21 protein-coding genes and 2 tRNA genes are annotated in these 25,116 nt (G+C 60.5%); 6 read left to right on the forward strand and 17 right to left on the reverse strand.

Going from position 1 to position 25,116, the window contains the following annotated elements:
- Positions 1-34: 34 nt before the first annotated feature.
- The 4 genes from GST84_22510 to GST84_22525 all read left to right on the forward strand — a co-directional run bounded on the left by GST84_22510 (position 35) and on the right by GST84_22525 (position 7,759).
- Positions 35-1,699, forward strand: coding sequence for a glucose-6-phosphate isomerase (locus GST84_22510; protein ID XGB14962.1), 1,665 nt, complete (start codon positions 35-37; stop codon positions 1,697-1,699).
- A gap of 198 nt (positions 1,700-1,897) precedes the next feature.
- Complete coding sequence (gene acs / locus GST84_22515; GenBank protein ID XGB14963.1) at positions 1,898-3,832, forward strand: acetate--CoA ligase; 1,935 nt, start codon at positions 1,898-1,900, stop codon at positions 3,830-3,832.
- 42 nt (positions 3,833-3,874) lie between these two features.
- A complete protein-coding gene (locus tag GST84_22520) occupies positions 3,875-4,744 on the forward strand; it encodes a DUF2236 domain-containing protein (protein XGB14964.1) in 870 nt (289 codons plus the stop codon).
- A gap of 78 nt (positions 4,745-4,822) precedes the next feature.
- Complete coding sequence (locus tag GST84_22525) at positions 4,823-7,759, forward strand: DUF748 domain-containing protein (protein ID XGB14965.1); 2,937 nt, start codon at positions 4,823-4,825, stop codon at positions 7,757-7,759.
- A gap of 121 nt (positions 7,760-7,880) precedes the next feature.
- On the opposite strand, the gene GST84_22530 is transcribed toward GST84_22525, so the two are convergent.
- Positions 7,881-8,294: a VOC family protein gene (locus GST84_22530; protein XGB14966.1), complete on the reverse strand. Its 414-nt coding sequence runs from the start codon at positions 8,292-8,294 to the stop codon at positions 7,881-7,883.
- Positions 8,295-8,354: 60 nt separating this feature from the next.
- Between GST84_22530 and GST84_22535 the strand changes: the two genes are divergently transcribed.
- Positions 8,355-8,657: an antibiotic biosynthesis monooxygenase gene (locus GST84_22535; protein ID XGB14967.1), complete on the forward strand. Its 303-nt coding sequence runs from the start codon at positions 8,355-8,357 to the stop codon at positions 8,655-8,657.
- Positions 8,658-8,732: 75 nt separating this feature from the next.
- Here GST84_22535 and GST84_22540 read toward each other — a convergent pair whose 3' ends face one another.
- From GST84_22540 to rlmE, 16 genes are all read right to left on the reverse strand, one after another.
- Positions 8,733-9,083 carry a BON domain-containing protein gene (locus GST84_22540; GenBank protein ID XGB14968.1) on the reverse strand — a complete coding sequence of 117 codons (351 nt, stop codon included), beginning with the start codon at positions 9,081-9,083 and terminating at the stop codon, positions 8,733-8,735.
- Positions 9,084-9,343: 260 nt separating this feature from the next.
- Positions 9,344-11,449 carry a polyribonucleotide nucleotidyltransferase gene (gene pnp / locus GST84_22545; GenBank protein XGB14969.1) on the reverse strand — a complete coding sequence of 702 codons (2,106 nt, stop codon included), beginning with the start codon at positions 11,447-11,449 and terminating at the stop codon, positions 9,344-9,346.
- 250 nt (positions 11,450-11,699) lie between these two features.
- Positions 11,700-11,969 (reverse strand): 30S ribosomal protein S15, encoded by a 270-nt coding sequence (gene rpsO / locus GST84_22550; GenBank protein ID XGB14970.1) that lies wholly within the window; start codon positions 11,967-11,969, stop codon positions 11,700-11,702.
- A 147-nt stretch (positions 11,970-12,116) separates the two neighbouring features.
- Positions 12,117-13,034, reverse strand: coding sequence for a tRNA pseudouridine(55) synthase TruB (gene truB, locus GST84_22555; GenBank protein ID XGB14971.1), 918 nt, complete (start codon positions 13,032-13,034; stop codon positions 12,117-12,119).
- Between the two features lie 3 nt (positions 13,035-13,037).
- On the reverse strand, positions 13,038-13,436 hold the full coding sequence (gene rbfA, locus GST84_22560; protein XGB14972.1) for a 30S ribosome-binding factor RbfA: 399 nt from the start codon (positions 13,434-13,436) through the stop codon (positions 13,038-13,040).
- A gap of 116 nt (positions 13,437-13,552) precedes the next feature.
- Positions 13,553-16,081, reverse strand: a complete 2,529-nt coding sequence (gene infB, locus GST84_22565) for a translation initiation factor IF-2 (protein ID XGB14973.1) — start codon at positions 16,079-16,081, stop codon at positions 13,553-13,555.
- Positions 16,082-16,108: 27 nt separating this feature from the next.
- Complete coding sequence (gene nusA, locus GST84_22570) at positions 16,109-17,590, reverse strand: transcription termination/antitermination protein NusA (GenBank protein ID XGB14974.1); 1,482 nt, start codon at positions 17,588-17,590, stop codon at positions 16,109-16,111.
- Between the two features lie 59 nt (positions 17,591-17,649).
- Positions 17,650-18,108, reverse strand: coding sequence for a ribosome maturation factor RimP (gene rimP / locus GST84_22575; protein XGB14975.1), 459 nt, complete (start codon positions 18,106-18,108; stop codon positions 17,650-17,652).
- Positions 18,109-18,237: 129 nt separating this feature from the next.
- A tRNA-Met gene (locus tag GST84_22580) sits at positions 18,238-18,314 on the reverse strand.
- A 100-nt stretch (positions 18,315-18,414) separates the two neighbouring features.
- A tRNA-Leu gene (locus GST84_22585) sits at positions 18,415-18,500 on the reverse strand.
- Between the two features lie 21 nt (positions 18,501-18,521).
- Positions 18,522-18,920, reverse strand: a complete 399-nt coding sequence (secG, locus tag GST84_22590; GenBank protein ID XGB14976.1) for a preprotein translocase subunit SecG — start codon at positions 18,918-18,920, stop codon at positions 18,522-18,524.
- 4 nt (positions 18,921-18,924) lie between these two features.
- Complete coding sequence (locus tag GST84_22595) at positions 18,925-19,680, reverse strand: triose-phosphate isomerase (GenBank protein XGB14977.1); 756 nt, start codon at positions 19,678-19,680, stop codon at positions 18,925-18,927.
- 65 nt (positions 19,681-19,745) lie between these two features.
- Positions 19,746-21,086 (reverse strand): phosphoglucosamine mutase, encoded by a 1,341-nt coding sequence (gene glmM / locus GST84_22600; protein XGB14978.1) that lies wholly within the window; start codon positions 21,084-21,086, stop codon positions 19,746-19,748.
- A 16-nt stretch (positions 21,087-21,102) separates the two neighbouring features.
- Positions 21,103-21,954, reverse strand: coding sequence for a dihydropteroate synthase (gene folP / locus GST84_22605; protein XGB14979.1), 852 nt, complete (start codon positions 21,952-21,954; stop codon positions 21,103-21,105).
- A gap of 8 nt (positions 21,955-21,962) precedes the next feature.
- Positions 21,963-23,867: an ATP-dependent zinc metalloprotease FtsH gene (gene hflB, locus GST84_22610; protein ID XGB14980.1), complete on the reverse strand. Its 1,905-nt coding sequence runs from the start codon at positions 23,865-23,867 to the stop codon at positions 21,963-21,965.
- Positions 23,868-24,073: 206 nt separating this feature from the next.
- Positions 24,074-24,697 (reverse strand): 23S rRNA (uridine(2552)-2'-O)-methyltransferase RlmE, encoded by a 624-nt coding sequence (gene rlmE / locus GST84_22615; protein XGB14981.1) that lies wholly within the window; start codon positions 24,695-24,697, stop codon positions 24,074-24,076.
- A gap of 102 nt (positions 24,698-24,799) precedes the next feature.
- Between rlmE and yhbY the strand changes: the two genes are divergently transcribed.
- Positions 24,800-25,108 carry a ribosome assembly RNA-binding protein YhbY gene (yhbY, locus tag GST84_22620; GenBank protein XGB14982.1) on the forward strand — a complete coding sequence of 103 codons (309 nt, stop codon included), beginning with the start codon at positions 24,800-24,802 and terminating at the stop codon, positions 25,106-25,108.
- Positions 25,109-25,116: the final 8 nt, after the last annotated feature.

Here is a 25,116-nt window from a genome sequence, read left to right on the forward strand (position 1 = left end):
AAGCCCTCACCACGCACCAAGGGACCCCCGCGCAATGGCGTATTACCGTACACCCCACGATGTGACGGCCCTGCCCGCCTGGCAGGCGCTTCAGAAACACCGCGACGCCATGCAAAGCTTCAGCATGCGCGAAGCCTTCGCCGCCGATGCCAAGCGCTTCGACCAGTTTTCCCTTAGCGCTTGCGGCCTGTTCCTCGACTACTCGAAAAACCTGATCACCGAGCAAAGCCGCGATCTGCTGGTCAACCTGGCCAATGAAGTGGGCCTGCAGGACGCCATCAAGTCGATGTTCGGTGGTGAGATCATCAATGCCTCCGAAGGCCGCCCGGTGCTGCACACCGCCTTGCGCCGGCCTGTAGGTGACAAACTCAGTGTCAACGGCGTGAACGTCATGCCGGAAGTGCACAAGGTGCTCAACCAGATTACCGAACTGGTCGGCCGCATTCACGATGGCCTGTGGCGCGGCTACAGCGAAAAGCCAATCACCGACGTGGTCAACATTGGTATTGGCGGTTCCTTCCTTGGCCCCGAGCTGGTTTCCGAAGCGCTGCTACCCTACGCCCAGCGCGGCGTACGCTGCCATTACCTGGCCAACATCGACGGCAGTGAGTTCCACGAACTGTCGGCCAACCTGCGCGCCGAAACCACCTTGTTCATCGTCTCGTCGAAGTCGTTCAATACGCTCGAGACGCTGAAAAACGCCATGGCCGCGCGGACCTGGTACCTGGCCCAAGGCGGCTCGGAAGCCGAGCTGTACCGCCACTTCATTGCAGTTTCCAGCAACAAGGCCGCTGCTGTAGCGTTCGGTATCCGCGAAGAAAACATCTTCCCGATGTGGGACTGGGTGGGCGGGCGCTACTCGCTGTGGTCGGCCATCGGCCTGCCGATCGCCCTGGCCATCGGCACTGCCAACTTCAAGGAACTGCTGTCCGGTGCCTACACCATGGACCAGCACTTCCAGACCGCACCGTTCGACAAGAACATGCCGGTGCTACTGGCTCTGCTGGGCGTGTGGTATGGCAACTTCTGGGACGCGAACAGCCACGCGATCCTGCCGTACGACCACTACCTGCGCAACATCACCAAGCACCTGCAGCAGTTGGACATGGAATCCAACGGCAAGAGCGTGCTGCAAGACGGTACCCCGGTGAAGACCGACACCGGGCCGGTAATCTGGGGCGGCGTGGGTTGCAACGGCCAGCACGCCTACCACCAGTTGCTGCACCAGGGCACCCAGCTGATTCCGGCCGACTTCATCGTGCCGGTGGTGAGCTTCAACCCAGTGGCCGACCACCACCAGTGGCTGTACGCCAACTGCCTGTCGCAGAGCCAGGCGCTGATGCTGGGCAAAACCCGCGAGGAAGCCGAAGCCGAATTGCGCGGCAAAGGCCTCAACGAAGCGGACATCGAAAAGCTGGCCCCGCACAAGGTGATCCCGGGTAACCGCCCGAGCAACACGTTGGTGGTCGAGCGCATCAGCCCGCGCCGCCTGGGCGCGCTGGTGGCCATGTACGAGCACAAGGTGTTCGTCCAGAGCGTTATCTGGGGTATCAACGCCTTCGACCAGTGGGGCGTCGAGCTGGGCAAGGAACTGGGCAAGGGCGTTTACCAGCGCTTGGTCGGCAGCCTGGAAGACAGCGCCGAAGACGGTTCTACCCAGGGCCTGATCAACTACTTCCGCGGCCGTCACCGCGGGTGATTTGATACCTTCGCCGGCCTCTTCGCGGGCTTGCCCGCTCCCACAGGTACAACACAGCCCTCGACGACTGTGCAGTACCTATGGGAGCGGCCAAGCCCGCGAAGAGGCCTGCCCAGGTTGAACACCGCTCCCAGCTACACTGTCTTATCGAATAGCCGTTGCAGTCCATCGCCCCTTACAAGAGCAGGACCACCCGCCATGTTCGATATCCGCAAATACCCCCAGGCCCTGGCTGTCAGCCAGTCCGCCGCCCTCACCCCCGAAGACTACCGCCGCCTCTACCGCCAGTCGGTCGAAGACCCAGACACCTTCTGGGCCGAACAAGCCAAACGTCTGGACTGGATCAAGCCCTGGTCGAGCGTGCAGCAATGCGACCTGCATACCGGCAAGGCCCGCTGGTTCGACGGTGCGCAACTCAATGTCAGCTACAACTGCATCGACCGCCATCTGGCCCAGCGCGGCGAGCAACCGGCCTTGCTGTGGGAGGGCGACGACCCCAAGGACTCCAAGGCCATCACCTACCGCGAACTGCACCGTCAGGTCTGCCGCCTGGCCAATGCAATGAAAGCGCGTGGTGTGAAGAAAGGCGATCGGGTGTGCATCTACATGCCAATGATCCCCGAGGCCGCCTTCGCCATGCTTGCCTGCACCCGCATCGGCGCCATCCACTCGGTGGTGTTCGGCGGTTTCTCCCCCGATGCCCTGCGTGACCGAATTCTCGATGCCGACTGCCGCACCGTGATCACTGCCGATGAAGGTGTGCGTGGCGGTAAGCGCATCCCGCTGAAACAGAATGTCGACAAGGCCCTGGCCAACTGCCCAGCGGTCAGTAGTGTATTGGTGGTGCGCCGCACTGGCGGCGATGTGGCCTGGGCCGAGGGCCGCGACCTCTGGTACCACGAAGCGACGGAGGCCGCCGGCGACGACTGCCCTCCTGAGCCGATGGAAGCCGAAGACCCGCTGTTCATCCTCTACACCTCCGGCAGTACCGGCAAACCCAAAGGGGTGCTGCATACCACCGCCGGCTACCTGCTGCAGGCAACGATGACCTTCAAGGTGGTGTTCGATTATCGTGACGGCGAAGTGTTCTGGTGCACCGCCGATGTCGGCTGGGTGACCGGCCACAGCTACATCGTCTACGGCCCGCTGGCCAATGGCGCAATCTCGCTGATGTTCGAAGGCGTGCCCAACTACCCGGACACCTCGCGCTTCTGGCAGGTGGTGGACAAGCACCAGGTGAACATCTTCTACACCGCCCCGACCGCCCTGCGCGCCCTGATGCGCGAGGGCTCCGCGCCACTGCAGAGCACCTCGCGCAAAAGCCTGCGCCTGCTGGGCAGCGTCGGTGAGCCGATCAACCCGGAAGCCTGGGAATGGTATTTCGAGGAGGTCGGGCAGAAGCGCTGCCCGATTGTGGATACCTGGTGGCAGACCGAAACCGGCGGCATCATGCTCACCCCACTGCCCGGCACGCAGTCGCTCAAACCCGGCTGCGCCACCCAGCCAATGTTCGGCGTGCAACCCGTGCTACTGGATGAAAAAGGCAAACTGATCGAAGGCCCCGGCGCCGGCCTGCTGGCAATCAAGGCCAGCTGGCCCGGGCAGATCCGCAGTGTCTACGGCGACCACCAGCGGATGGTCGACACCTACTTCAAGCCTTTGCCTGGCTACTACTTCACCGGCGACGGTGCCCGCCGCGACGCCGATGGCGACTACTGGATCACCGGGCGCATCGACGATGTGATCAACGTTTCCGGGCACCGCATCGGCACCGCGGAAGTAGAAAGCGCACTGGTGCTGCATGACAGCGTGGCGGAAGCCGCAGTGGTCGGCTACCCCCACGACCTCAAGGGCCAGGGCGTCTACGCCTTCGTCACGACCATGAATGGCGTGTCGCCGGATGACGCACTCAAGGCCGAGCTGTTTGCCCTGGTCAGTAAGGAAATCGGCAGTTTCGCCAAGCCTGAGCTGATTCAGTGGGCGCCAGCGCTACCCAAGACGCGCTCAGGCAAGATCATGCGGCGTATACTGCGCAAAATCGCCTGCAACGAGCTGGAAAACCTGGGCGATACCTCGACCCTGGCCGACCCAAGCGTGGTACAGGGCCTGATCGACAAACGCCTCAACCAGTAACCGGCGGCCGCCAACCATGGCCGCCCTGCACAACAGGTCGCCATGGAAGCCCTTCGTCGCCGCATCGAAACCCAGGTCATGAGCCTCACTGGGCTGGCCCTCGGCCAGCTCGACCTGGAGTCGCCCAAGGGCGACCCCGGCCTGTTCGGCCCACACAGCATCAGCTGGCGGGTACATGGCGACTTCCCTAGCATGCTGGTCGGTGGCATCAGCGCGCTAATGCTGCAGTTGTTGCATCCTCTGGCCCTGGCCGGTGTATGGGACCACTCCAATTTTCGTGAAGACCTGCTCGGCCGCTTGCGCCGCACCAGCCAGTTCATTTCCGGCACCACCTTCGGCGCCACCGGCGATGCCGAGTGGCTGATCGACAAAGTGCGCACCATTCACCTGCAGGTCACCGGCACGGCACCAGATGGCCGCCCCTATGCGGCCAGCGACCCGGATCTGTTGACCTGGGTGCACGTAGCGGAGGTCAGCAGTTTCCTCGCCGCCCACCTACGTTACCGCAACCCACACCTGCCACGCGCCGAGCAAAATGCCTATTACAACGAAATCGCCCTGATCGCCGAGCGCCTTGGTGCCCGTGACGTACCGCGCTCGTGCCAGCAAGTTGAAGACTATCTGCAACACATGCGCCCGCAGCTGCACTGTGATGCGCGCAGCCATGAGGTCATACAGATCCTGCTCGACGCCCCGGCCCCCAGCCGCCTGGCACAGCCGGTTGGCAAACTGATGCTGCACGCGGGTATCGACTTGCTGCCCGGCTGGGCCCAGGCCATGCTCGGGCTGCAGCATGGGCCCCTGCAGCAGCGCCTGATCCGCCTGGGCCTGCGCGGCACCGCGCCGGTCCTGCGCTGGGCAATGCGCGACGGCTCGGCACACCGGGCCAAACGGCGCATGGGCATTGATTGAGCGCAAAAGGTCGCCCCTGCGGAACTGATTTAACGTGCCATACTCCAAGCACTCCGGCTTAGACAGACGAAGCGACACATGTACAAAGGATTGACTCGCGCCGCTGGCGCAATCGTGGCCCTGGTAGCCCTGTATAGCCTGCTCGGCTTTCTCGTTCTTCCCGGTGTTGCACTGCGCATCGCCAACCAGCAGTTGGCCCAATACGCCACCGTGCCGGCCCACCTCGAGCGGATCGAACTCAACCCCTTCAGCCTCGAGCTGACGCTGTGGGGCCTGCAGATCGGCGAGCCGGGCAAGGAGCAGGTCGGTTTCGAGCGTCTTTACGCTAACGCCTCGCTCGACAGCCTGTGGACCAAAGCCCTGCATCTGGAAGCAGTGGAACTCGACAAACCGCGCAACGAAGTGCTGTTCGCCAAAGACGGCACCCTCAACCTGACCGGATTGTTCAAACTACCGGCCAGCGAAGCCAAACCCGAAGAGCCACCCAGCGACCCGTTCCCGCTACGTATTGGCAGCATCAAGCTCGTCGAAGGCTACCTGCACTTCGAGGACCTGCGCCCCAGCGAGCCGATCGAGTTCCTCTACGACAACATGAGTCTGGAGCTGAAAAACCTCAGCACCCTGCCCAACGACAGCGCCGACATGACCTTGGTGGCCAGCGGCCCCAACGGCGGACGCGTGGACTGGAAGGGTACACTGAGCCTGTCGCCGATCGCCTCCGAAGGCACACTGAAGGTCACTGACGGCAAGATGAAGCTGTTCTGGCCCTACGTGCGCGATGCCGTGCCTCTGGTGCTGGAAGACGGCGTGTTCAACCTCGATACGCATTACACGCTCAACCTCGCCAAACAGACCGAGCTGCTGCTGGATAACGCTTCCGTACAGATCGCGCCATTCGCCATCAAGGCGCCGGATGGCCGACCGCTGGCACGCCTGGCCAGCCTGGCGGTTAGCGAAACTTCCATTGATCTGGTCAAACAGCAGGTCATCGTGGGCAAGGTCCGTAGCGAAAAACTCGAAACCTGGGCGGCGCTGGAAAAAGACGGCCAGCTCGACTGGCAGAAGCTGTTCGCCAGCCAACCCGCCAAGGCCACGCCGAAGGAAAAGGCCGAGCCAGCTGCCGCAGAACCTACGCCTGAAGAGAAAGCTGCCAAGGAGCCAAGCAAACCCTGGCAAGTGCTGCTCAAGGACGTGCAGTTGCGCAATTACCTGGTGCACCTGGCAGATCGCAGCCAGAAGGAACCGGTAGCGTTGGACATTGGCCCTCTCAATGCCGACCTGCAAGGTTTCGACAGCCTCAACCAGTCGCCCTTCACCGTCAAACTCGACACTGGTGTGGGCAAGCAAGGCAAGCTGCAGGCCGCAGGCCAAGTCAACCTGGCACCGATATGGGCAAAGCTGGATGTGAGCACCCGCGACATCGACCTGCGTGTGGCCCAGGCCTACATCAGCCCGTTCATCCTGCTGGAGCTGCGCAGTGGCATGCTCTCCAGCGACCTCAAGGTCGACCTGAAGAACACCGCACCGCTGGCCTTCAATGTTACCGGCAAGGCGCAGGTCAGCCAGTTGCATACCCTCGACACCATCAAGAGCCGCGACTTCGTCAAATGGCAACAGGTGAACGTGGACGGCTTGTCCTACGTGCACGGCGATGCACTGTCGATCGACAAGGTGACCCTGCTGCAGCCCTATGCACGCTTCATCATCAACGAAGACCGTACTACCAACGTCAATGACCTGCTGATCCCGCAACCGGCCGGCGCCCCGACGAGCAGCCAGGCCAAGCCGACCACGGCCAGCAACAGCAAGCCGCTCGGCATCCATATCGGCCAGATCGACATCAAGGACGGCTCGGCCAACTTTGCCGACCTGTCGCTTACCCCCAACTTCGCCACGGCCATCCAGCAACTCAACGGCCAGATCGGCACCATCGACAACCGCAAGCCGCTGCCGGCCAAGGTCGACGTCAAGGGCAAGGTAGACCGCTACGCTCCGGTTACCATCAAGGGCGCACTCAACCCGTTCAACCCGCTGGCCAGTCTGGACATTGCCACCAGCTTCAAGCGCGTCGAACTGACCACGTTGACCCCCTACTCCGGCAAGTTCGCCGGATTCCGCATCCGCAAGGGCCGGCTGAATCTGGACCTGCACTACTTGATCACCAACGGCCAACTCAAGGCCGAGAACAAGGTAGTAGTGGAACAACTGCAACTGGGCGAGAAAGTCGACAGCCCGGATGCGGTCGACCTGCCGATCCGCCTGGCGGTGGCATTGCTGAAGGATACCGAGGGCAAGATCTCGATCGAGCTGCCGGTGTCTGGCGACCTCAACAACCCGCAATTCAGCGTGATGCCGATCGTTTGGCAAACCCTACGCAACCTGGTACTGCGCGCGGCGCAGGCGCCATTCAAATTCATTGGCGGGCTGATCAGCGGCGGCGGCTCGGAAGACCTTGGCAACGTGGCGTTCGCCCCGGGCTCCAGCGAACTCAGCGGCGATGCCCAGGCGTCCCTGGACAAGCTGGCATCCGCACTGAAAGAGCGCCCGGGACTGCGCCTGGAAATCGAAGGCACCAGCGCCCAGGCCAGCGACGGCCCGCTGATCGCCCAACAGCGTCTGGAGCGTGAGTACCAGGCCACCTGGTACAAAATCCTGCAGCGACGGGGTGACAAGGTGCCGGCCAATGCCTCGATGCTGGTGGTCGACGACAGCGACAAGCCCGCGATGCTCGAAGGCATTTACCGCAGCCGCCTGAAAAAGCAGCCGCCAGCAGAATGGGAGCAACTGAGCCGTGACGAGCGTACCGCCAAGCTGCGCGAGGCGGTGATCAAGTCATGGGCTGAGAGTAGCGCATTGCTGCGCACACTGGGGCAGGAGCGGGCCAGCAGTATCAAGGATTACCTGGTGGACAAGGGCAAGCTGGAAGATGACCGGGTGTACTTCATCGATACCAGCCTGGGCCAGCCTGAGAGCGATGGGCGGGTGATTACGCCGATGCACCTGGATGCCGAGTAATCCCCTCTGGCAGGCCTGGCCTCTTCGCGGGCACGCCCGCTCCCACAGAGATGGCGCACAACCTCGGACCTGCGCAATACCTGTGGGAGCGGGCGTGCCCGCGAAGAGGCCAGTACGGGCTTCAAACCAACCGCTGCCCCGACACCGCCGGGTGATACAGCGGTTGAACCTTGTTCCCAGCCGGGTCCAGCAGGTGGAAGCTACGCGCGCCGTCACCATGATTGAACGGCCGGTCGAGCAAGGTCACACCATGAGCCTTGAAGTACTGGTACCAGGCTTCCAGCTCCTCCACGCTGTCGACGATGAATCCGTAGTGATCCAGGGTCTGTAACCCGTTGGCCGCCCCTGCCCCACGCCCAAGCGACAGGTTGTCGTTACCGCAGGTGAGATACACCAGGTCCTCATTGGCGCGATTCAGCACTTCCATGCCCAGCACATCGACGTAGAAGCGTTCACATTCCTCCAGGTTGGGCACCAGCAGGGCGATGTGGCGCAGGCCATTCAGGCGGCCAGGGCGTGCAGGCAATTCGGACATTGGCGAAGCTCCATTTTTGTATACAATTCATTATTGAATTTAAAACAAAAGGAGCCATTTGTGTATAGCCTGTTCATCAAGACCCGAGTGAAGCCTGGATGCGCCGACGCTTTTCTGAGTGCAATCAAGGTCAATGCTGCAGCTTCCGTGGCGAGTGAGCCAGGCTGCCTGGTGTTCGATGTGTCACAGGACCGAGTCGATCCGGAGGTGATCTACCTGTACGAAATCTACCGCGATGATGCTGCGTATGAAGCACATACCCAGACCGCGCATTTTCGCGACAGCCGCCCATTGGTAGAGCCTCTGATCCTTGAGCAGGAATGCTTCGAAAGCGATGTCATCACACGCAACCCGGCGTATTGAGCGCAAGACAAAGCCCTGGCACGGGCCAGGGCTTTGATGAAAGTGGCCAAATCCATTTGGCCGACGGGACATTCCTTATTCGGCTTTCAGGCCGTCAGACATTACGCTCTTGACGCCTTTGATGTTCTTGGTGATGCGTACCGCTTCTTCTTTCTGCGATTCGGTAACCTTCACATCAGAAGACAGGGACACAACACCTTGGCTGGTCTCGACTTTGATGTCGCTGCCTGGGATGCCTTTTTCAGTCAGCAGGTCAGCTTTCACCTTGGTAGTGATCCAAGTGTCGGAGCCTTCTTGCTTGGCGTTGTCGACGGTGTTGGCCGCCAACATGACTGGAGCCTGGGTTGGCTCAGCGGCAAATGCACCGTTAGCCATGGTCAGGGTCAGAGCGGTAGCAGTAGCGGCAGCAATGGCGAACTTCTTCATGTGGGTCACTCCTGTTTTTCGAAAGGTCTGCGCCGTATGTCCTGGCGGCAGGTATGAAGGTAGTTGCACGGGCTGTGCCAGCTTTGCCGCTTCTATTATTCTCTTTTAAATCAATAAGTTAGCAAACAGCCATCACTTCGATGGTCGTGCATTTTGCAATCAGCGCGGTAAACCTGCATGCAAGATGCAAGTCCGCAAAAGGTTCCCGTCGCCCATGAAAAAAGGGCCCCGAGGGGCCCTTTCTCTGTAGCGTGTGTCGCTTAGACGCCCGAGGCCTTGGCCGCAGCAACGTCTTTGATCGACAGCTTGATACGGCCGCGGTTGTCCACGTCCAGTACCAACACTTCGACTTCCTGGCCTTCTTTCAGGATGTCGGTGACTTTCTCGACGCGAGCATCGCTCAGCATGGAGATGTGCACCAGGCCGTCCTTGCCAGGCAGGATGTTGACGAAGGCGCCGAAGTCGACAATGCGCTCAACCTTGCCGACGTAGATCTTGCCGATCTCGGCCTCAGCGGTGATGCCCAGGATGCGCTGCTTGGCAGCATCTGCCGCTTCCTTGGTTTCGCCGAAGATCTTGATGGAGCCGTCGTCTTCGATGTCGATCGAAGCCTTGGTCTCTTCGCAGATGGCGCGAATGGTGGCGCCGCCTTTACCGATGACGTCGCGGATCTTGTCGGTGTCGATCTTCATCGCGATCATGGTCGGGGCGTTGGCCGACAGTTCGGTACGCGACTGGCCAATGACCTGGTTCATCTGGCCGAGGATGTTCAGGCGCGCTTCCAGGGCCTGGCCCAGGGCGATTTCCATGATCTCTTCGGTGATGCCGTTGATCTTGATGTCCATCTGCAGCGCAGTGACGCCTTTGGCGGTACCGGCTACCTTGAAGTCCATGTCGCCCAGGTGGTCTTCGTCACCCAGGATGTCGGTCAGGACCGCGAACTTGTCGCCTTCCTTGACCAGGCCCATGGCGATACCGGCAACCGGCGCCTTCATCGGCACACCGGCGTCCATCAGGGCCAGGGAAGCACCGCAGACCGAAGCCATGGAGCTGGAGCCGTTGGATTCGGTGATTTCCGAAACCACACGGATGGTGTACGGGAACACGTCAGCAGCAGGCAGCATGGCCTGAACCGAACGGCGGGCCAGACGGCCGTGGCCGATTTCGCGACGGCCAGCACCGCCCATGCGGCCACACTCACCTACCGAGAACGGTGGGAAGTTGTAGTGCAGCATGAAGGGGTCTTTCTTCTCGCCTTCGAGGGTGTCCAGCAGCTGGGCATCACGGGCAGTACCCAGGGTCGCAACGACCAGGGCCTGGGTTTCGCCACGGGTGAACAGTGCAGAACCGTGAGTTTTCGGCAGCACACCTACTTCGATGTTCAGCGGGCGTACAGTCTTGGTGTCGCGGCCGTCGATACGTGGCTTGCCGTTGACGATGTTTTCGCGAACGGTGCGGTATTCGATTTCGCCGAAGATGTCTTTGACTTCGGAAGCCGAAGGCTGGCCTTCTTCACCGGAGAACTTGGCAACCGCCTGGTCGCGCAGCTCACCCAGACGCGCATAGCGGTCGGCTTTGACGGTGATGGTGTAGCCCTGCGAAACCGCTTCGCCGAACTCGGCGCGGATAGCATTGAACAGCTCGGTGTTGGCAACGGCAGGTTTCCAGTCCCAAGTCGGCTTGCCAGCTTCGGCAGCCAGCTCTTTGACAGCCTGGATAACAGCCTGGAACTCGTCGTGGGCGAACAGTACGGCACCCAGCATCTGGTCTTCGGTCAGCTCTTGAGCTTCCGACTCAACCATCAGTACAGCATCGGAGGTACCGGCAACGACCATGTCCAGGCTCGAGGCAGCCAGTTGCTCGTAGGTCGGGTTCAGCAGGTAGCCAGTGCTTTCGTGGAAGGCAACGCGGGCAGCGCCGATCGGGCCTTCGAACGGAATACCGGAAATGGCCAGGGCAGCCGAGGTACCGATCATCGCAGCGATGTCCGGATCGGTCTTCTTGCTGGTGGAAACCACGGTGCAGACGACCTGCACTTCGTTCATGAAGCCTTCCGGGAACAGCGGACGGATCGGACGGTCGATCAGGCGCGAGGTCAGCGTCTCTTTCTCGGAAGGACGGCCTTCACGCTTGAAGAAGCCACCTGGGATCTTGCCAGCGGCGTAGGTCTTTTCCTGGTAGTGAACCGACAGCGGGAAGAAACCCTTGCCTGGATCAGCCTGTTTGGCGCCTACCACAGTCACCAGCACGGTGACGTCGTTGTCGACGGTAACCAGCACGGCGCCGGTTGCCTGACGGGCAATACGGCCCGTTTCGAGAGTGACGGTCGATTGACCGAACTGGAAAGTCTTGATTACCGGGTTCACGGTTTCCTACCTTTTTCAGTGGCTCTTGGGGGAACTGGTTTCTTGCGAATTCTTGGGCAGAACGGGGAATCGGCCCCATTGACCGTCCAGATACAACACGAGGCTGGGAGCCTGGCACCAAGCGGAAAAACCGCTCAGCATTGCCAGGCTGCCAACCTCGGAGATACGCGTGGCATGTCCAACGGCAGCGCTGCAAAACAGCCCTGCCGAAGCCTGCGACACCCCACGCACACCACTGACCAGGCCGCTATTAGCGACGCAGGCCCAGGCGACCGATCAGGGCGCTGTAACGAGTGGTGTCTTTGCCCTTCAGGTAATCCAGCAGCTTACGACGCTGGTTGACCATACGGATCAGACCACGACGGGAGTGGTGGTCTTTATCGTTGGCCTTGAAGTGGCCTTGCAGCTTGTTGATGTTGGCGGTCAGCAGAGCAACCTGCACTTCCGGGCTACCGGTATCGCCGGCGGCTTGCTGATATTCGGCAACGATCTGAGCTTTTTCTTCAACGCTGAGGGCCATTTGGCTTCTCCTGATAACGGATCCCGCATGCGGGGTCCAATAGGCCAGGGACAAATCCCTGTATTAATAAAAAAGGTGTGACCGTGCCTACTGACAGCCACCCTTGATGCCGTGGGGCTCGGCAACTGCCTGGCCCCGCGGTTTCGGTCATTCCGACCGAATCAGCCGACGCGGCGCAATGCGCCCGTCTTCGCTCACTTCACCGATACCGATGAAGCGCGCATTGTGATCCTGTACCCGGACCATGCCAAATTGTGGCGCGTCCGGCGCGCGTACAGCCTGCCCATGCAGCCAGTAGAACGCACTGTGTTCCGACAGGCTGACCAACGGCCAGTCCTGCAGCCCGCTGTCCGATGGCATCAGGAAGCGGTCGAGCGCTTCGTTGCCACCTTCGGAATGGGCCTGTTCGAGTTCCTCGAGGGTGACCGTCTGTGCCAGCGCAAAGGGCCCAGCCTGGGTCCTGCGCAGCTCGGCGACATAGGCGCCGCAACCAAGGGCTTCACCGATATCCTCCACCAGCGTGCGGATATAGGTGCCTTTGCTGCATCCTACGCTCAGCCGTGCACGGGTGCCTTCGCACTCGAGCAACTCCAAGCGGTTAATAGTAACAGAACGCGCCTCGCGCTCCACTACCTCTCCTGCACGTGCCAGTTTGTACAACGGCTGGCCGTCACGCTTGAGCGCCGAGTACATAGGCGGTATCTGGCTGATCGGGCCGCGAAAACGTGGCAGCAGCGCCTCGATGTCGGCGCGACCAACGGTCACGTCGCGGGTCTGCAGCACCTCACCTTCGGCATCGCCGGTGTTGGTAGTCTGCCCCATCTGCATGACGGTTTCGTAGCCCTTGTCGGAATCCAGCAAGTACTGCGAAAACTTGGTCGCTTCACCGAAGCACAGCGGCAACACGCCGGTTGCCAGCGGGTCGAGGCTACCGGTGTGGCCGGCCTTTTCCGCGTTGAGCAGCCAACGCACTTTCTGCAAGGCGGCATTGGACGTGAAGCCCAGCGGCTTGTCGAGCAGGATGATGCCGCTGACATTGCGGCGGATACGTTTGACCTGGGCCACCGCTTACTCCTTGGTGTCCGACTCGTCGGCATCCTTGTGCAGGCGGTCTTCGGCCACTGCACGCTCGATCAGCGCCGACAGGTGCACACCACGGCTGACACTTTCATCGAAATGGAAGTGCAGCTGCGGCACGCTGCGCAGTTGCATCGAACGCCCCAGGTGCAGACGCAGGAAGCTGGCGGCGCTATTCAATGCCTTGAGCGATTGCTGCACGGCATCCGGGGTTTCCTCGCCCATGACGGTGATGAACACCTTGGCATGGCCCAGGTCACGGCTCACGTCCACGGCGGTGATAGTCACCAGACCGACACGCGGGTCCTTGACTTCGCGACGGATCAGCTCGGCCAGCTCGCGCTGCATCTGATCGCCAATACGTTGGGTACGGCTATATTCTTTGGCCATTCTTGCTACCTGTAACTTAAAGCGGCAAACGCCCGGACAGACGAATGCCTGACCGGGCGCTACCTGAAGAGGTACCGCAAGCCGCCCTGTAGCAGGCGCTTGCGGCTCGCTCGCCCTTAAAGGGTACGAGCCACCTGGACTTTCTCGAAGACTTCGATCTTGTCGCCGACCTTGACGTCGTTGTAGCTCTTGACGCCAATACCGCACTCCATGCCCGAACGGACTTCGGAGGCATCGTCCTTGAAGCGACGCAGCGATTCCAGCTCGCCTTCGAAGATCACAACGTCATCACGCAGTACGCGAATCGGACGGTTGCGGTACACGGTACCCTCGATGACCATACAGCCAGCGATGGCGCCGAACTTCGGCGAACGGAACACGTCACGTACTTCGGCGACACCCAGGATGTTCTCGCGAACATCGCTGCCGAGCATACCGGTCAGGGCCTTCTTGACGTCTTCGATGATGTCGTAGATCACGTTGTAGTAACGCATATCCAGACCTTCCTGCTCGACGATCTTGCGCGCACCGGCATCGGCACGCACGTTGAAGCCGAACAGTACTGCATTCGAAGCCAGCGCCAGGTTGGCATCGCTCTCGGTGATACCACCGACGCCACCACCAATCACGCGCACTTGCACTTCGTCGTTGCCCAGGCCGCCGAGCGAACCCTGCAGCGCTTCCAGAGAACCACGCACATCGGTCTTGAGAACGATGTTGAGGGTTTTCTTCTCTTCCTGACCCATGGTCTCGAAGATGTTTTCCAGCTTGCCGGCGTGAGCACGGGCCAGCTTGACCTCGCGATACTTGCCTTGACGGAACAGGGCAACTTCACGGGCTTTCTTCTCGTCGGCAACCACGGACAGCTCGTCACCGGCTTCCGGAGTACCGTCCAGGCCGAGGATTTCGACCGGGATCGACGGGCCGGCTTCCTTCACAGGCTTGCCGTTCTCGTCGAGCATGGCGCGTACGCGGCCATAGTTGGAACCGCACAGGACCATGTCGCCCTGACGCAGGGTACCGTCCTGAACCAGGATGGTCGCCACCGGGCCGCGGCCCTTGTCCAGGCGCGATTCGACGACCACGCCACGACCTGGGGCGGTCGGGGTAGCGGTCAGCTCGAGGATCTCGGCCTGCAGCAGAACGGCTTCGAGCAGTTCGTCGACACCGGTACCCATCTTCGCCGAAACCTTGACGAACGGCGTGTCACCACCCCAGTCCTCGGAGGTAACGCCTTCGACGGACAGCTCGTTACGGATGCGATCGAGGTCAGCACCTGGCTTGTCGATCTTGTTCACCGCAACGACCAGCGGAACACCGGCTGCCTTGGCATGCTGAACGGCTTCGCGGGTTTGTGGCATCACACCGTCGTCCGCCGCCACCACCAGGATGACGATGTCGGTCGCCTTGGCACCACGGGCACGCATCTGGGTAAACGCAGCGTGACCTGGGGTATCGAGGAAGGTGACCATGCCGCGGTCGGTTTCCACGTGGTAGGCACCGATGTGCTGGGTAATACCACCGGCTTCGCCAGCGGCAACCTTGGCACGACGGATGTAGTCGAGCAGCGAGGTCTTACCATGGTCAACGTGACCCATGACGGTAACCACCGGCGCACGCGACTCGGTCTGGCCTTCGAACTTCAGCGATTCGGCCAGGGAGTCTTCCAGGGCGGTATCGCTGACCAGCGTGACCTTGTGGCCCAGCTCTTCTGCGATCAGCTGAGCGGTTTCCTGGTCGAGCACCTGGTTGATGGTGACCGGGGTACCCATCTTGAACATGAACTTGACCACTTCAGCGCCCTTGACGGACATCTGGTTAGCCAGCTCGGAGACCGTGATGGTCTCGCCGATGGTCACGTCACGGATGACGGGGCCGGTCGGGTTCTGGAAGCCGTGCTGATTACGCTTTTTCAGCTTGCTCTTGCCACCGCGGCCACGACGAGCGCCATCGCTCTCTTCGTCGGTAGTGCGCGGAGCCGCACGTGGAGTCGGCGCTTTTTCCTTCTCCTTGACCTTGACCTTGATCGACACACGAGGTGCTTCGCCACGACGACGGTCGTCATCACGGGTACGGCTTTCGTTGCGACGGGTCTCGTCTTTCTTGCGCTCTGCAGCACGGGCTGCGGCGTCTTCAGAGGCCGGGGCGTCTGCGACTACCGGGGCCGGAGCAGCGGCAGGCGCCGGCTCTGGCTTGGCGGCAGGTGCAGGAGCGGCGGCTGCGGAGCCGGCCGCCTGACGGCGAGCCTGCTCTTCGTTGCGCTGGCGAACTTCGGCCTCGACCTTGTCGCGAGCGGCATTTTCAGCCGCGCGGCGCTCATCTTGCTCACGCTTCTGCTCAGCCTGGATTTCTTCAGGGCTGCGCTGAACGAAAACTTTCTTCTTGCGTACTTCTACGCTGATGCTTTTGCTACCGGCGACACGCAGGGTGCTGGTGGTTTTGCGCTGCAAGGTAATCTTGCGCGGCTCTTCCGCCTTGCTCTTGTGGCTGCTTTTCAAATGAGTCAGCAGGGTCTGCTTCTCATTGTCGGTCACTACCTGACCGGCGTCGGTGTGCGGCAGACCTGCCTCACGCATCTGCTGCAGCAGGCGCTCTACCGGTGCCTCGACCTCTTGGGCCAGTTCTTTCACCGTGACTTGCGTCATGCACTTCTCTCCTCAGGCCGCGCCTAATTACTCGAACCAGTGGGCTCGGGCGGCCATGATCAACTTGCCGGCACGCTCTTCGTCGATGCCGTCGATGTCGAGCAGATCGTCGATCGACTGCTCGGCCAGGTCTTCGCGGTTAACCACGCCGCGCACCGCCAGTTCAGCCGCCAGGTCTTTGTCCATGCCCTCAAGGGAGAGCAGGTCTTCGGCCGGGTGGGCGTCTGCCAGTTTTTCTTCGGTAGCGATGGCCTTGGTCAACAAACGGTCCTTGGCTCGAGCGCGGAGCTCATTGACGATATCTTCGTCAAAGCCATCGATGTTGAGCATTTCTTCCAACGGTACGTAGGCAATTTCTTCAAGGCTGGTGAAGCCTTCGTCGACCAGCACTTGGGCCAGCTCCTCGTCGACTTCCAGTTCCTCGATGAAATTGCGCAGGATGTCACCGGTTTCGGCCTGTTGCTTGGCCTGGATGTCCTTTTCGGTCATCACGTTCAGGGTCCAGCCGGTCAACTGACTGGCCAGGCGAACGTTCTGACCGCCACGGCCAATGGCCTGGGCCAGGTTGTCCTCGGCGACGGCGATGTCCATGGCATGGGCATCTTCATCAACGATGATCGCCGCGACTTCAGCCGGCGACATGGCGTTGATGACGAACTGCGCCGGGTTATCGTCCCAAAGGACGATATCCACACGCTCACCACCCAACTCCCCGGATACGGCCTGGACGCGCGAACCACGCATGCCGATGCAGGCACCTTGCGGATCGATACGCTTGTCCTTGGAGCGGACGGCAATCTTGGCTCGCGAACCCGGATCACGGGAAGCAGCCATGACTTCAATGAGGCCCTCGGCAATTTCCGGCACTTCAATGCGGAAAAGCTCGATCAGCATCTGCGGCGCAGTGCGCGACAGGATCAGCTGTGGGCCACGGTTTTCAGTGCGAATTTCCTTGAGCAGCGCACGCAGGCGCACGCCAACACGGAAGGTTTCGCGCGGAATGATGTCTTCGCGGGCCAGCAAGGCCTCTGCGTTGTTGCCCAGGTCAACGATGACGTTGTCGCGGGTAACCTTTTTTACGGTACCGGAGATGATCTCGCCAACGCGCTCACGGTAGGCATCGACCACCTGGGCACGCTCGGCCTCACGGACCTTCTGCACGATGACCTGCTTGGCGGTCTGGGCGGCAATACGACCGAACTCGATGGACTCGATCTTCTCTTCGATCACGTCACCGACCTTGGCTTCAGGGTGGGTGTCCTTGATCTTGTCCAGCCAGGTCTCGATCGCCGGATCATCAAGATCGGCTTCGTCGACCACGGTCCAGCGACGGAAAGTCTCGTAGCTACCCGTGTGGCGGTTGATTTCCACACGTAGGTCGACTTCGTCTTCAAAACGTTTTTTGGTTGCAGTGGCCAGGGCCACTTCCAGCGCTTCGAAAATGACGCCGGGCGGTACACCTTTTTCGTTGGATACCGATTCAACAACCAGCAGTACTTCTTTGCTCATCGTACGCCTCGCCTTGCGCAAGCCATTGGGCCCGGATAGTCCGCCGGGCCCGGCACGTCTCAGTCAAAACTGGGAATAATATTGGCCTTGTCGATCGAGTCGATCGGTAACAGGAACTCCTGGTTGTCCACCTGGACCACCACATCCTGCTCCTCCACACCGCGGAGAAGGCCCTGGAAGTTACGACGACCCTCGAAGGGTGAGCGCAGCTTGATCTTCACTTGTTCGCCGGCATGCGAGGCAAACTGTTCCAGCGTGAACAGTGGGCGATCCATGCCTGGAGAAGACACCTCGAGGGTGTACTCACTGCTGATTGGATCTTCCACATCGAGGATTGCGCTGGCCTGACGGCTGACTGCTTCGCAGTCGTCCACCAGAATACCGCCTTCCTTGTCGATGTAGATGCGCAGTACCGAATGCTTACCCTGGGAAACGTATTCGATCCCCCAGCACTGATAGCCCAGACCCTCGACAACCGGGGCCAACAAGGCCTGCAACTGTTCTAGCTTGCTCGACACCTGAACCCCCTCGTGCATGCTGTGCAAATAAAAAATGGGCGAAGCGCCCATCCCTGAAAGCGCCGTAGGACAACGACGCCGAAACTGTTCGGTTAGCAAAAAGCCCCTGAAAAGGGGCTCCGCTGAAGCTGGTTGCGGGGGCTGGATTTGAACCAACGACCTTCGGGTTATGAGCCCGACGAGCTACCAAGCTGCTCCACCCCGCGACAAAGCTGGGGCAAAAGTATAAGACCGAACCCTGTTGAGGGTCAAATCCAAACATTCACCTACAAGAAAGCCCGCTAAAGCGGGCTCTCAAGCTTTAATTGGTACCGAGAAGGGGACTCGAACCCCTACACCCTATGGGCACAACCACCTCAAGGTTGCGTGTCTACCAATTCCACCACCTCGGCAATACTACTACTTGAAACCCGTTACTTCTGCTCTTGAGCCGGAGGAGGTACATCACCCGTATTATTGGTGGTTTCGCTCTTCTGCTGTTGGAGCACCGGTACATCATCATTAACTGCCGGTTTCTGCGGCTCTTTCACTTCTAGCACTGCTGGATCTGGAAGACCTGCTTGGCTAAGCTGGTGAGCTTGTTGCTTCGCGAAGTATCCTAACCCAAGTGCTGTCAAAAAGAAAGTGGCAGCGAGTACAGCAGTTAATTTACTTAGGAACGTTGCAGAGCCTTGGCTCCCGAACACGGTGTTTGAGGCACCCGCGCCGAAAGATGCACCTGCTTCAGCACCTTTACCCTGTTGCAACAGAACCAGCACTACAAGCGACAGCGCTGCCAACAGATGAAAAACAACGATGACTGTTTCCAGCATTTGTTCAGTTTCCTGCGGCGCGACAAATTGCACCGAATTCGTCTGCGTTCAGGGAAGCACCACCAATGAGCCCCCCATCGATATCCGGCATGCCGAACAGTTCGGCCGCATTGGCCGCCTTCACGCTGCCGCCGTATAGCAACTGCACCTTCGCAGCCACTTCAGCATCTTCTGCCGCCAACTGGCTGCGGATGGCTGCGTGCACATCCTGAGCCTGCTGCGGCGTGGCCGTAAGGCCTGTACCGATGGCCCATACAGGCTCATAGGCAATTACTGCATCGGCAAAAGCCTTAACACCGAATGCTTCGATGATACTGCTTAGTTGACGCCCGACAACTTCGAGCGTTTTGCCAGCTTCGCGCTCTTCAAGGGTTTCCCCTATGCAAAGCACTGGTTTCAAGCCTTTGGCCTGGGCCGCTGCAAACTTGCGATTGAGCACTTCGTCGGTTTCACCAATGATCTGGCGACGCTCCGAATGACCAATCAACACCAACTTGCAACCTGCTTCAACCAGCTGCTCGGGAGCAACTTCCCCGGTCAGCGCACCCTGTTCGGGTTGTACAGCAGAATTCTGTGCGCCGACAGTAATTTCTTTACCTGCCAGCCCATCGATCACTTGATTGATGAACAAGGACGGTGGAAATACGGCGACTTCCACTCCGCTCGGCAAGGCGAGATTGCTCAAGCCTTTGGTCAGCTCAGCGACGCTAGCGCGGGTACCGTGCATCTTCCAGTTACCAGCTACCATAGGGCGACGCATGCTTTACCTCGTCGGTCAAAGTGGGCGCAGATCTTACCCAACCAGATCTGCGCTGGCAAGCGCCTTCAGACACAAACTTCGCTGACCAGTTTGGCCAGCGCTTCAGCATGGGCGCGCACCTGGCTTTCGTCTTCGCCCTCAACCATGACCCGCACCAACGGCTCGGTACCGGACTTGCGCAACAGCACGCGACCACGCCCAGCCAGCGCCTCGGTAACCTTGGCACTGGCTTCCTTGACGGCGGGATGCTCCAGCGGGTCGACCTTGCTGGCGCCAAAGCGCACATTGATCAGCACCTGCGGACACTTGCGCAGTGCCTGACGGGCCTGAGCCAGGGTTTCGCCACGGCGCTTGAGCGCCATCAGCACCTGCAGCGCGGCAATGATCGCGTCGCCGGTTGTGGTGTGGTTGCAGCACACGACGTGACCGGAGTTTTCACCGCCGACCAGCCATTGACGCTCCAACAGCTCGGCCATGACGTAACGGTCGCCGACCTTGGCCCGCACAAACGGGATGTCCAGGTCCTTGAGCGCCAGCTCCAGGCCCAGGTTACTCATCAGCGTGCCGACCACCCCGCCTTGCAGCTTGCCATGCTCCTGCAGGTCGCGAGCAATGATGAACAGCAGTTCGTCACCGTCGACGATGGCACCCGTGTGGTCGACCATCAGCACGCGATCGCCGTCACCGTCAAAGGCAATGCCGAGATCGGCATGCCCGACCAGTACAGCGGCCTGCAGCGATTCGATGTGTGTCGAGCCGCAACCTTCGTTGATGTTCAGGCCGTCCGGTTGCGCATGCAGCACGGTCACGTCGGCACCCAGCTCACGGAATACGCTGGGCGCAACCTTGTAGGTAGCACCATGGGCGCAGTCGACCACCAGCTTGAGGCCATCGAAGCTGGTGCTGCTCGGCACGCTGCTCTTGCAGAATTCGATGTAGCGGCCGGCGGCATCGTTGATACGCGAAACCTTGCCCAGCTTGCCCGACTCGACAACGGTCATCGGTTGGTCGAGCAGCTCCTCGATCATCAGCTCGACCTCGTCCGGCAGCTTGGTGCCCTGGCCCGAGAAGAACTTGATGCCGTTGTCATCGTGTGGGTTGTGCGAGGCACTGATGACGATGCCGGCTTCTGCGTGGAAGGTGCGCGTGAGGTAAGCGATGGCCGGTGTCGGCATCGGCCCGAGCAGCAGCACATCGGCACCTGCTGCGGACAAGCCGGCTTCGAGTGCGGACTCGAACATGTAGCCGGAGATACGCGTGTCCTTGCCCACCAGCACGCGGCAATGGCCTTGCTTGCGGAAGGCCATGCCGGCCGCCCAGCCGAGCTTCAGCATGAATTCAGGCGTGATCGGGTATTCCCCGACGCGGCCACGAATGCCGTCGGTACCAAAGTATTTTCTGCTCATAGGGACTCCAATATTCTTATTCGGCGTTTTGCACTGCAGCGATCATGCGCACCACATCGACGGTTTCAGCCACGTCATGTACACGAAGGATGCTCGCCCCCTTGGTCATGGCCAACGCCGCCAGCGCAAGGCTGCCGTACAAGCGCTCGCCGACCGGACGTTCCAGCGTCAGGCCGATCATGCTCTTTCGTGAAACGCCCACCAGCAGTGGGCGCCCAAGGCGATAGAGCGCTTCCATGTGCTTGAACAGGCTCAGATTGTGCGCCAGTGTCTTGGCGAAACCGAAGCCCGGGTCAAGGATGATTCTGTCCGCGTCGATGCCCGCTGCTGCGCAGGCGGCCATCCGCTGTTCAAGATAACGCGTGACGTCAGCGGTCACGTCCTGGTAATGCGGATCATCCTGCATGTTACCTGGCTCGCCACGCATGTGCATGAGGCACACCGGCAGACCGGTGTCCGCTGCAGCGTCCAGGGCGCCATCGCGCTCCAGGGCCCGAACGTCGTTGATCAGCCCGGCACCAAGGCGTGCAGCTTCGCGCATGACGGCAGGTGTGGAGGTATCGACCGAAATGACCACATCGAGGCGACTGTTGATGGCCTCGACCATTGGCGCCACACGCTCCAGCTCCTCGGTGACCGACACTGCACGCGCACCCGGGCGCGTGGACTCGCCACCGATGTCGATCAGCGTTGCACCGGCGGCAAGCATGGCCTCGGCATGGCGCAGGGCCTCGTCGCGCTGACTGAAGCGACCACCGTCGGAGAAGGAATCGGGGGTGATATTGAGAATACCCATGACATGGGTATGCGACAAATCAAGAACCCGGTTGCCGCAAGGCAACCGGGTCGGGTACTGCACTGAGCTCATAGATGCCCTTAGTGTTCTGCCGCTGGGCCGCCGATTGGCGATTCCGGACGATCATCCTGGGCAGCAGGCGTGCCCGAGTGCTTGTCGTCGTCCCAATCACGCGGTTCACGTGGTGTGCGCCCAGCCATGATGTCGTCAATCTGATCGGCATCGATGGTTTCATACTTCATCAGCGCTTCGGTCATTGCCTCGAGCTTGTCGCGGTTGTCGATCAGCAACTGCTTGGCAGTGGCATAGCACTGATCGATGATGCTGCGCACCTCGGAGTCGATCAGTTTGGCAGTCTCGCCGGACACACTGGCATGCTGGCTGCCAGCACTACGGCCGAGGAACACCTCGCCCTCTTCCTCTGCATACATCAGCGGGCCGAGCTTCTCGGACAGGCCCCATTTGGTCACCATGTTACGAGCGAGCTGGCTGGCACGCATGATGTCGTTGGACGCGCCGGTGGTCACGCCATCGAAGCCCAAGGTCATCTCCTCGGCGATACGGCCGCCATACAGCGAGCAGATCTGGCTGATCAGCGCACGCTTGGACAGGCTGTAGCGGTCTTCTTCCGGGAGGAACATGGTCACACCCAAGGCACGACCACGCGGGATGATCGAAACCTTGTAGACCGGGTCGTGCTCAGGCACCAGGCGACCGACAATGGCGTGGCCGGCCTCGTGATAGGCGGTGTTTCTCTTTTCCTTTTCGGACATGACCATGGTCTTGCGCTCGGCGCCCATCATGATCTTGTCCTTGGCCAGCTCGAACTCCTTCATTTCGACCAGGCGCTTGTTGGAACGCGCGGCAAACAGCGAAGCCTCGTTGACCAGGTTGGCCAGGTCGGCGCCGGAGAAGCCTGGGGTACCACGTGCGATGACCGCCGGGTTGACGTTCTCGCCGATCGGCACCTTGCGCATGTGCACCTTGAGGATCTGCTCGCGGCCACGGATGTCCGGCAGGCCAACCACCACCTGGCGGTCGAAGCGGCCCGGGCGCAGCAGCGCCGGGTCGAGCACATCCGGACGGTTGGTAGCGGCGATGACGATGATGCCATCGTTCATCTCGAAGCCGTCCATCTCCACCAGCAACTGGTTGAGGGTTTGTTCACGCTCGTCGTGACCGCCGCCCATGCCGGCGCCACGATGGCGACCAACGGCGTCGATTTCGTCGATGAAGATGATGCACGGGGCATGCTTCTTGGCCTGCTCGAACATGTCGCGCACACGGCTGGCACCGACACCCACGAACATTTCCACGAAGTCCGAACCGGAAATGGTGAAGAACGGCACTTTCGCTTCGCCCGCAATGGCCTTGGCCAGCAGGGTCTTACCGGTACCGGGCGGGCCAACCATCAGCACACCGCGCGGGATACGGCCACCCAGACGCTGGAATTTGCCCGGATCGCGCAGGAACTCGACCAGCTCGCCAACCTCTTCCTTGGCCTCGTCGCAGCCGGCAACGTCAGCCAGGGTGGTCTTGACCTGGTCTTCGGACAGCAGGCGCGCCTTGCTCTTGCCGAAGCTCATCGGCCCGCCCTTGCCGCCCGCACCACCTTGCATCTGGCGCATGAAGAACATGAACACGGCAATGATCACCAGGATCGGGAAGCTCGCCACCAGCAACTGCGTCCAGATGCTCTGTTGCTCAGGCTGCTTGCCTTCGACGACCACGTGGTTGTCGACCAGATCGCCGATCAGGCCGTTGTCGGTGATGGCCGGGCGCACAGTCTTGAAGTTGTCGCCATCGGTGCGCTTGCCAGTAATGATGTAGCCATCGACGGTCACACGCTCGACCTTGCCATCCTTGACCTGCTGGATGAAGTCGGAGTAGTTGAGGGTCTGCGGCTCGTTAGGGCTGGAGAAGTTGTTCATCACTGTCACCAGGACAGCTGCGATGATCAACCACAGGATCAGATTCTTTGCCATGTCGTTCAATTAGCTACCCTCTGAGGCCGGCGCACGACGCAGCCGTGCCTCGCATGATATTCATCGCCCTAACTTACTACATTACCTACGCAGCCGCAGGCACCGTCTGTAACCCTTTGTGAAAGCTAGACTACACGAAGTTCGGACGATCCTGACGCAGCGGCCGATTGGAATTAACTATCGACCACCCCGCTTCACACCTTTCATTACCCTTTGAAGCCCCTGCCCAACAGGTATTGCTCCCGGGAACGGTCCCGCGACGACGACGGCTTGCGCATTTGCACCTTGTCGAACTTGCTGCGCACGTCCTTCAGGTACACGTCAAAACCTTCGCCCTGGAAAATCTTGATCAGGAAGTCGCCCCCGGGCTTGAGTACACGGGTCGCCAGATCGAGGGCCAACTCGCAGAGGAACATGGCACGCGGAATGTCTACCGCGGGCGTACCACTCATATTGGGGGCCATGTCGGAAATCACAAGGTCTACATGCGAATCGCCGACCGCTTCGAGAATGCGCTGCAGCACTTCGTCCTGGGTGAAGTCCCCCTGAATGAAGGTCACGTCGGCGATCGCGTCCATTTCCAGAATGTCCGAAGCGATCAGCCGACCTTGGCCACCAATCAGACGACTGGTCACCTGGGACCAGCCACCAGGGGCCGCGCCGAGATCGATCACGCTCATGCCTGGGCGGATAAGGCGGTCCTTCTCCTGGATCTCCAGCAGTTTGTAGCTCGCACGCGAGCGATAGCCATCCTTCTGCGCCTGCTTCACAAAAGGGTCGTTGAAATGCTCTCGCAGCCAGTTTGCGCTGCTTTTGGAACGTTGTACCACGGGGCACCTCGATGATATGCGTCGTGATTGACTGGGCGGAGCCGGTGGCCCTCGGGTAAAATGCCGGTCAATTTTACAGAATCAGACGGAAAGGGTCAGATTATGCCGCTCAATAACGAGCAGAAGAAGCAATACAAGTCCATTGGTCATGACCTGAAGCCGGTCCTGATCGTTGCTGGCAACGGTTTGAATGAAGGCGTCATCGCCGAACTGGAGCGCGCGCTGGTCGACCATGAGCTGATCAAGGTCGAGATTCGCTCGGAAGACCGCGAGGAACGCGCCGAAACCATCGCCGAGCTGTGCAAGGCCGGCCGCGCCGAGCTGGTGCAGACCATCGGCAAGAAAGCCCTGATCTACCGCAAGAACCCACAGCCGAACAAGCAGCTGTCCAACATCCACCGTTACAAGTAACGGTAGCT

Origin of the sequence: Pseudomonas putida (assembly GCA_041879295.1) — a bacterium.
Classification (GTDB): Bacteria; Pseudomonadota; Gammaproteobacteria; order Pseudomonadales; family Pseudomonadaceae; genus Aquipseudomonas; species Aquipseudomonas putida_Y.

What these genes read in the sequence shown, in the direction of transcription:
- rbfA (XGB14972.1), bottom strand. Translation starts at nt 13,436, where the DNA reads ATGGCCAAAGAATATAGCCGTACCCAACGTATTGGCGATCAGATGCAG.
- yhbY (XGB14982.1), top strand. Translation starts at nt 24,800, where the DNA reads ATGCCGCTCAATAACGAGCAGAAGAAGCAATACAAGTCCATTGGTCAT.
- glmM (XGB14978.1), bottom strand. Translation starts at nt 21,086, where the DNA reads ATGAGCAGAAAATACTTTGGTACCGACGGCATTCGTGGCCGCGTCGGG.
- acs (XGB14963.1), top strand. Translation starts at nt 1,898, where the DNA reads ATGTTCGATATCCGCAAATACCCCCAGGCCCTGGCTGTCAGCCAGTCC.
- hflB (XGB14980.1), bottom strand. Translation starts at nt 23,867, where the DNA reads ATGGCAAAGAATCTGATCCTGTGGTTGATCATCGCAGCTGTCCTGGTG.
- rpsO (XGB14970.1), bottom strand. Translation starts at nt 11,969, where the DNA reads ATGGCCCTCAGCGTTGAAGAAAAAGCTCAGATCGTTGCCGAATATCAG.
- GST84_22520 (XGB14964.1), top strand. Translation starts at nt 3,875, where the DNA reads ATGGAAGCCCTTCGTCGCCGCATCGAAACCCAGGTCATGAGCCTCACT.
- infB (XGB14973.1), bottom strand. Translation starts at nt 16,081, where the DNA reads ATGACGCAAGTCACGGTGAAAGAACTGGCCCAAGAGGTCGAGGCACCG.
- GST84_22595 (XGB14977.1), bottom strand. Translation starts at nt 19,680, where the DNA reads ATGCGTCGCCCTATGGTAGCTGGTAACTGGAAGATGCACGGTACCCGC.
- GST84_22510 (XGB14962.1), top strand. Translation starts at nt 35, where the DNA reads ATGGCGTATTACCGTACACCCCACGATGTGACGGCCCTGCCCGCCTGG.
- GST84_22525 (XGB14965.1), top strand. Translation starts at nt 4,823, where the DNA reads ATGTACAAAGGATTGACTCGCGCCGCTGGCGCAATCGTGGCCCTGGTA.
- nusA (XGB14974.1), bottom strand. Translation starts at nt 17,590, where the DNA reads ATGAGCAAAGAAGTACTGCTGGTTGTTGAATCGGTATCCAACGAAAAA.
- GST84_22530 (XGB14966.1), bottom strand. Translation starts at nt 8,294, where the DNA reads ATGTCCGAATTGCCTGCACGCCCTGGCCGCCTGAATGGCCTGCGCCAC.
- secG (XGB14976.1), bottom strand. Translation starts at nt 18,920, where the DNA reads ATGCTGGAAACAGTCATCGTTGTTTTTCATCTGTTGGCAGCGCTGTCG.
- GST84_22540 (XGB14968.1), bottom strand. Translation starts at nt 9,083, where the DNA reads ATGAAGAAGTTCGCCATTGCTGCCGCTACTGCTACCGCTCTGACCCTG.
- folP (XGB14979.1), bottom strand. Translation starts at nt 21,954, where the DNA reads ATGAGCTCAGTGCAGTACCCGACCCGGTTGCCTTGCGGCAACCGGGTT.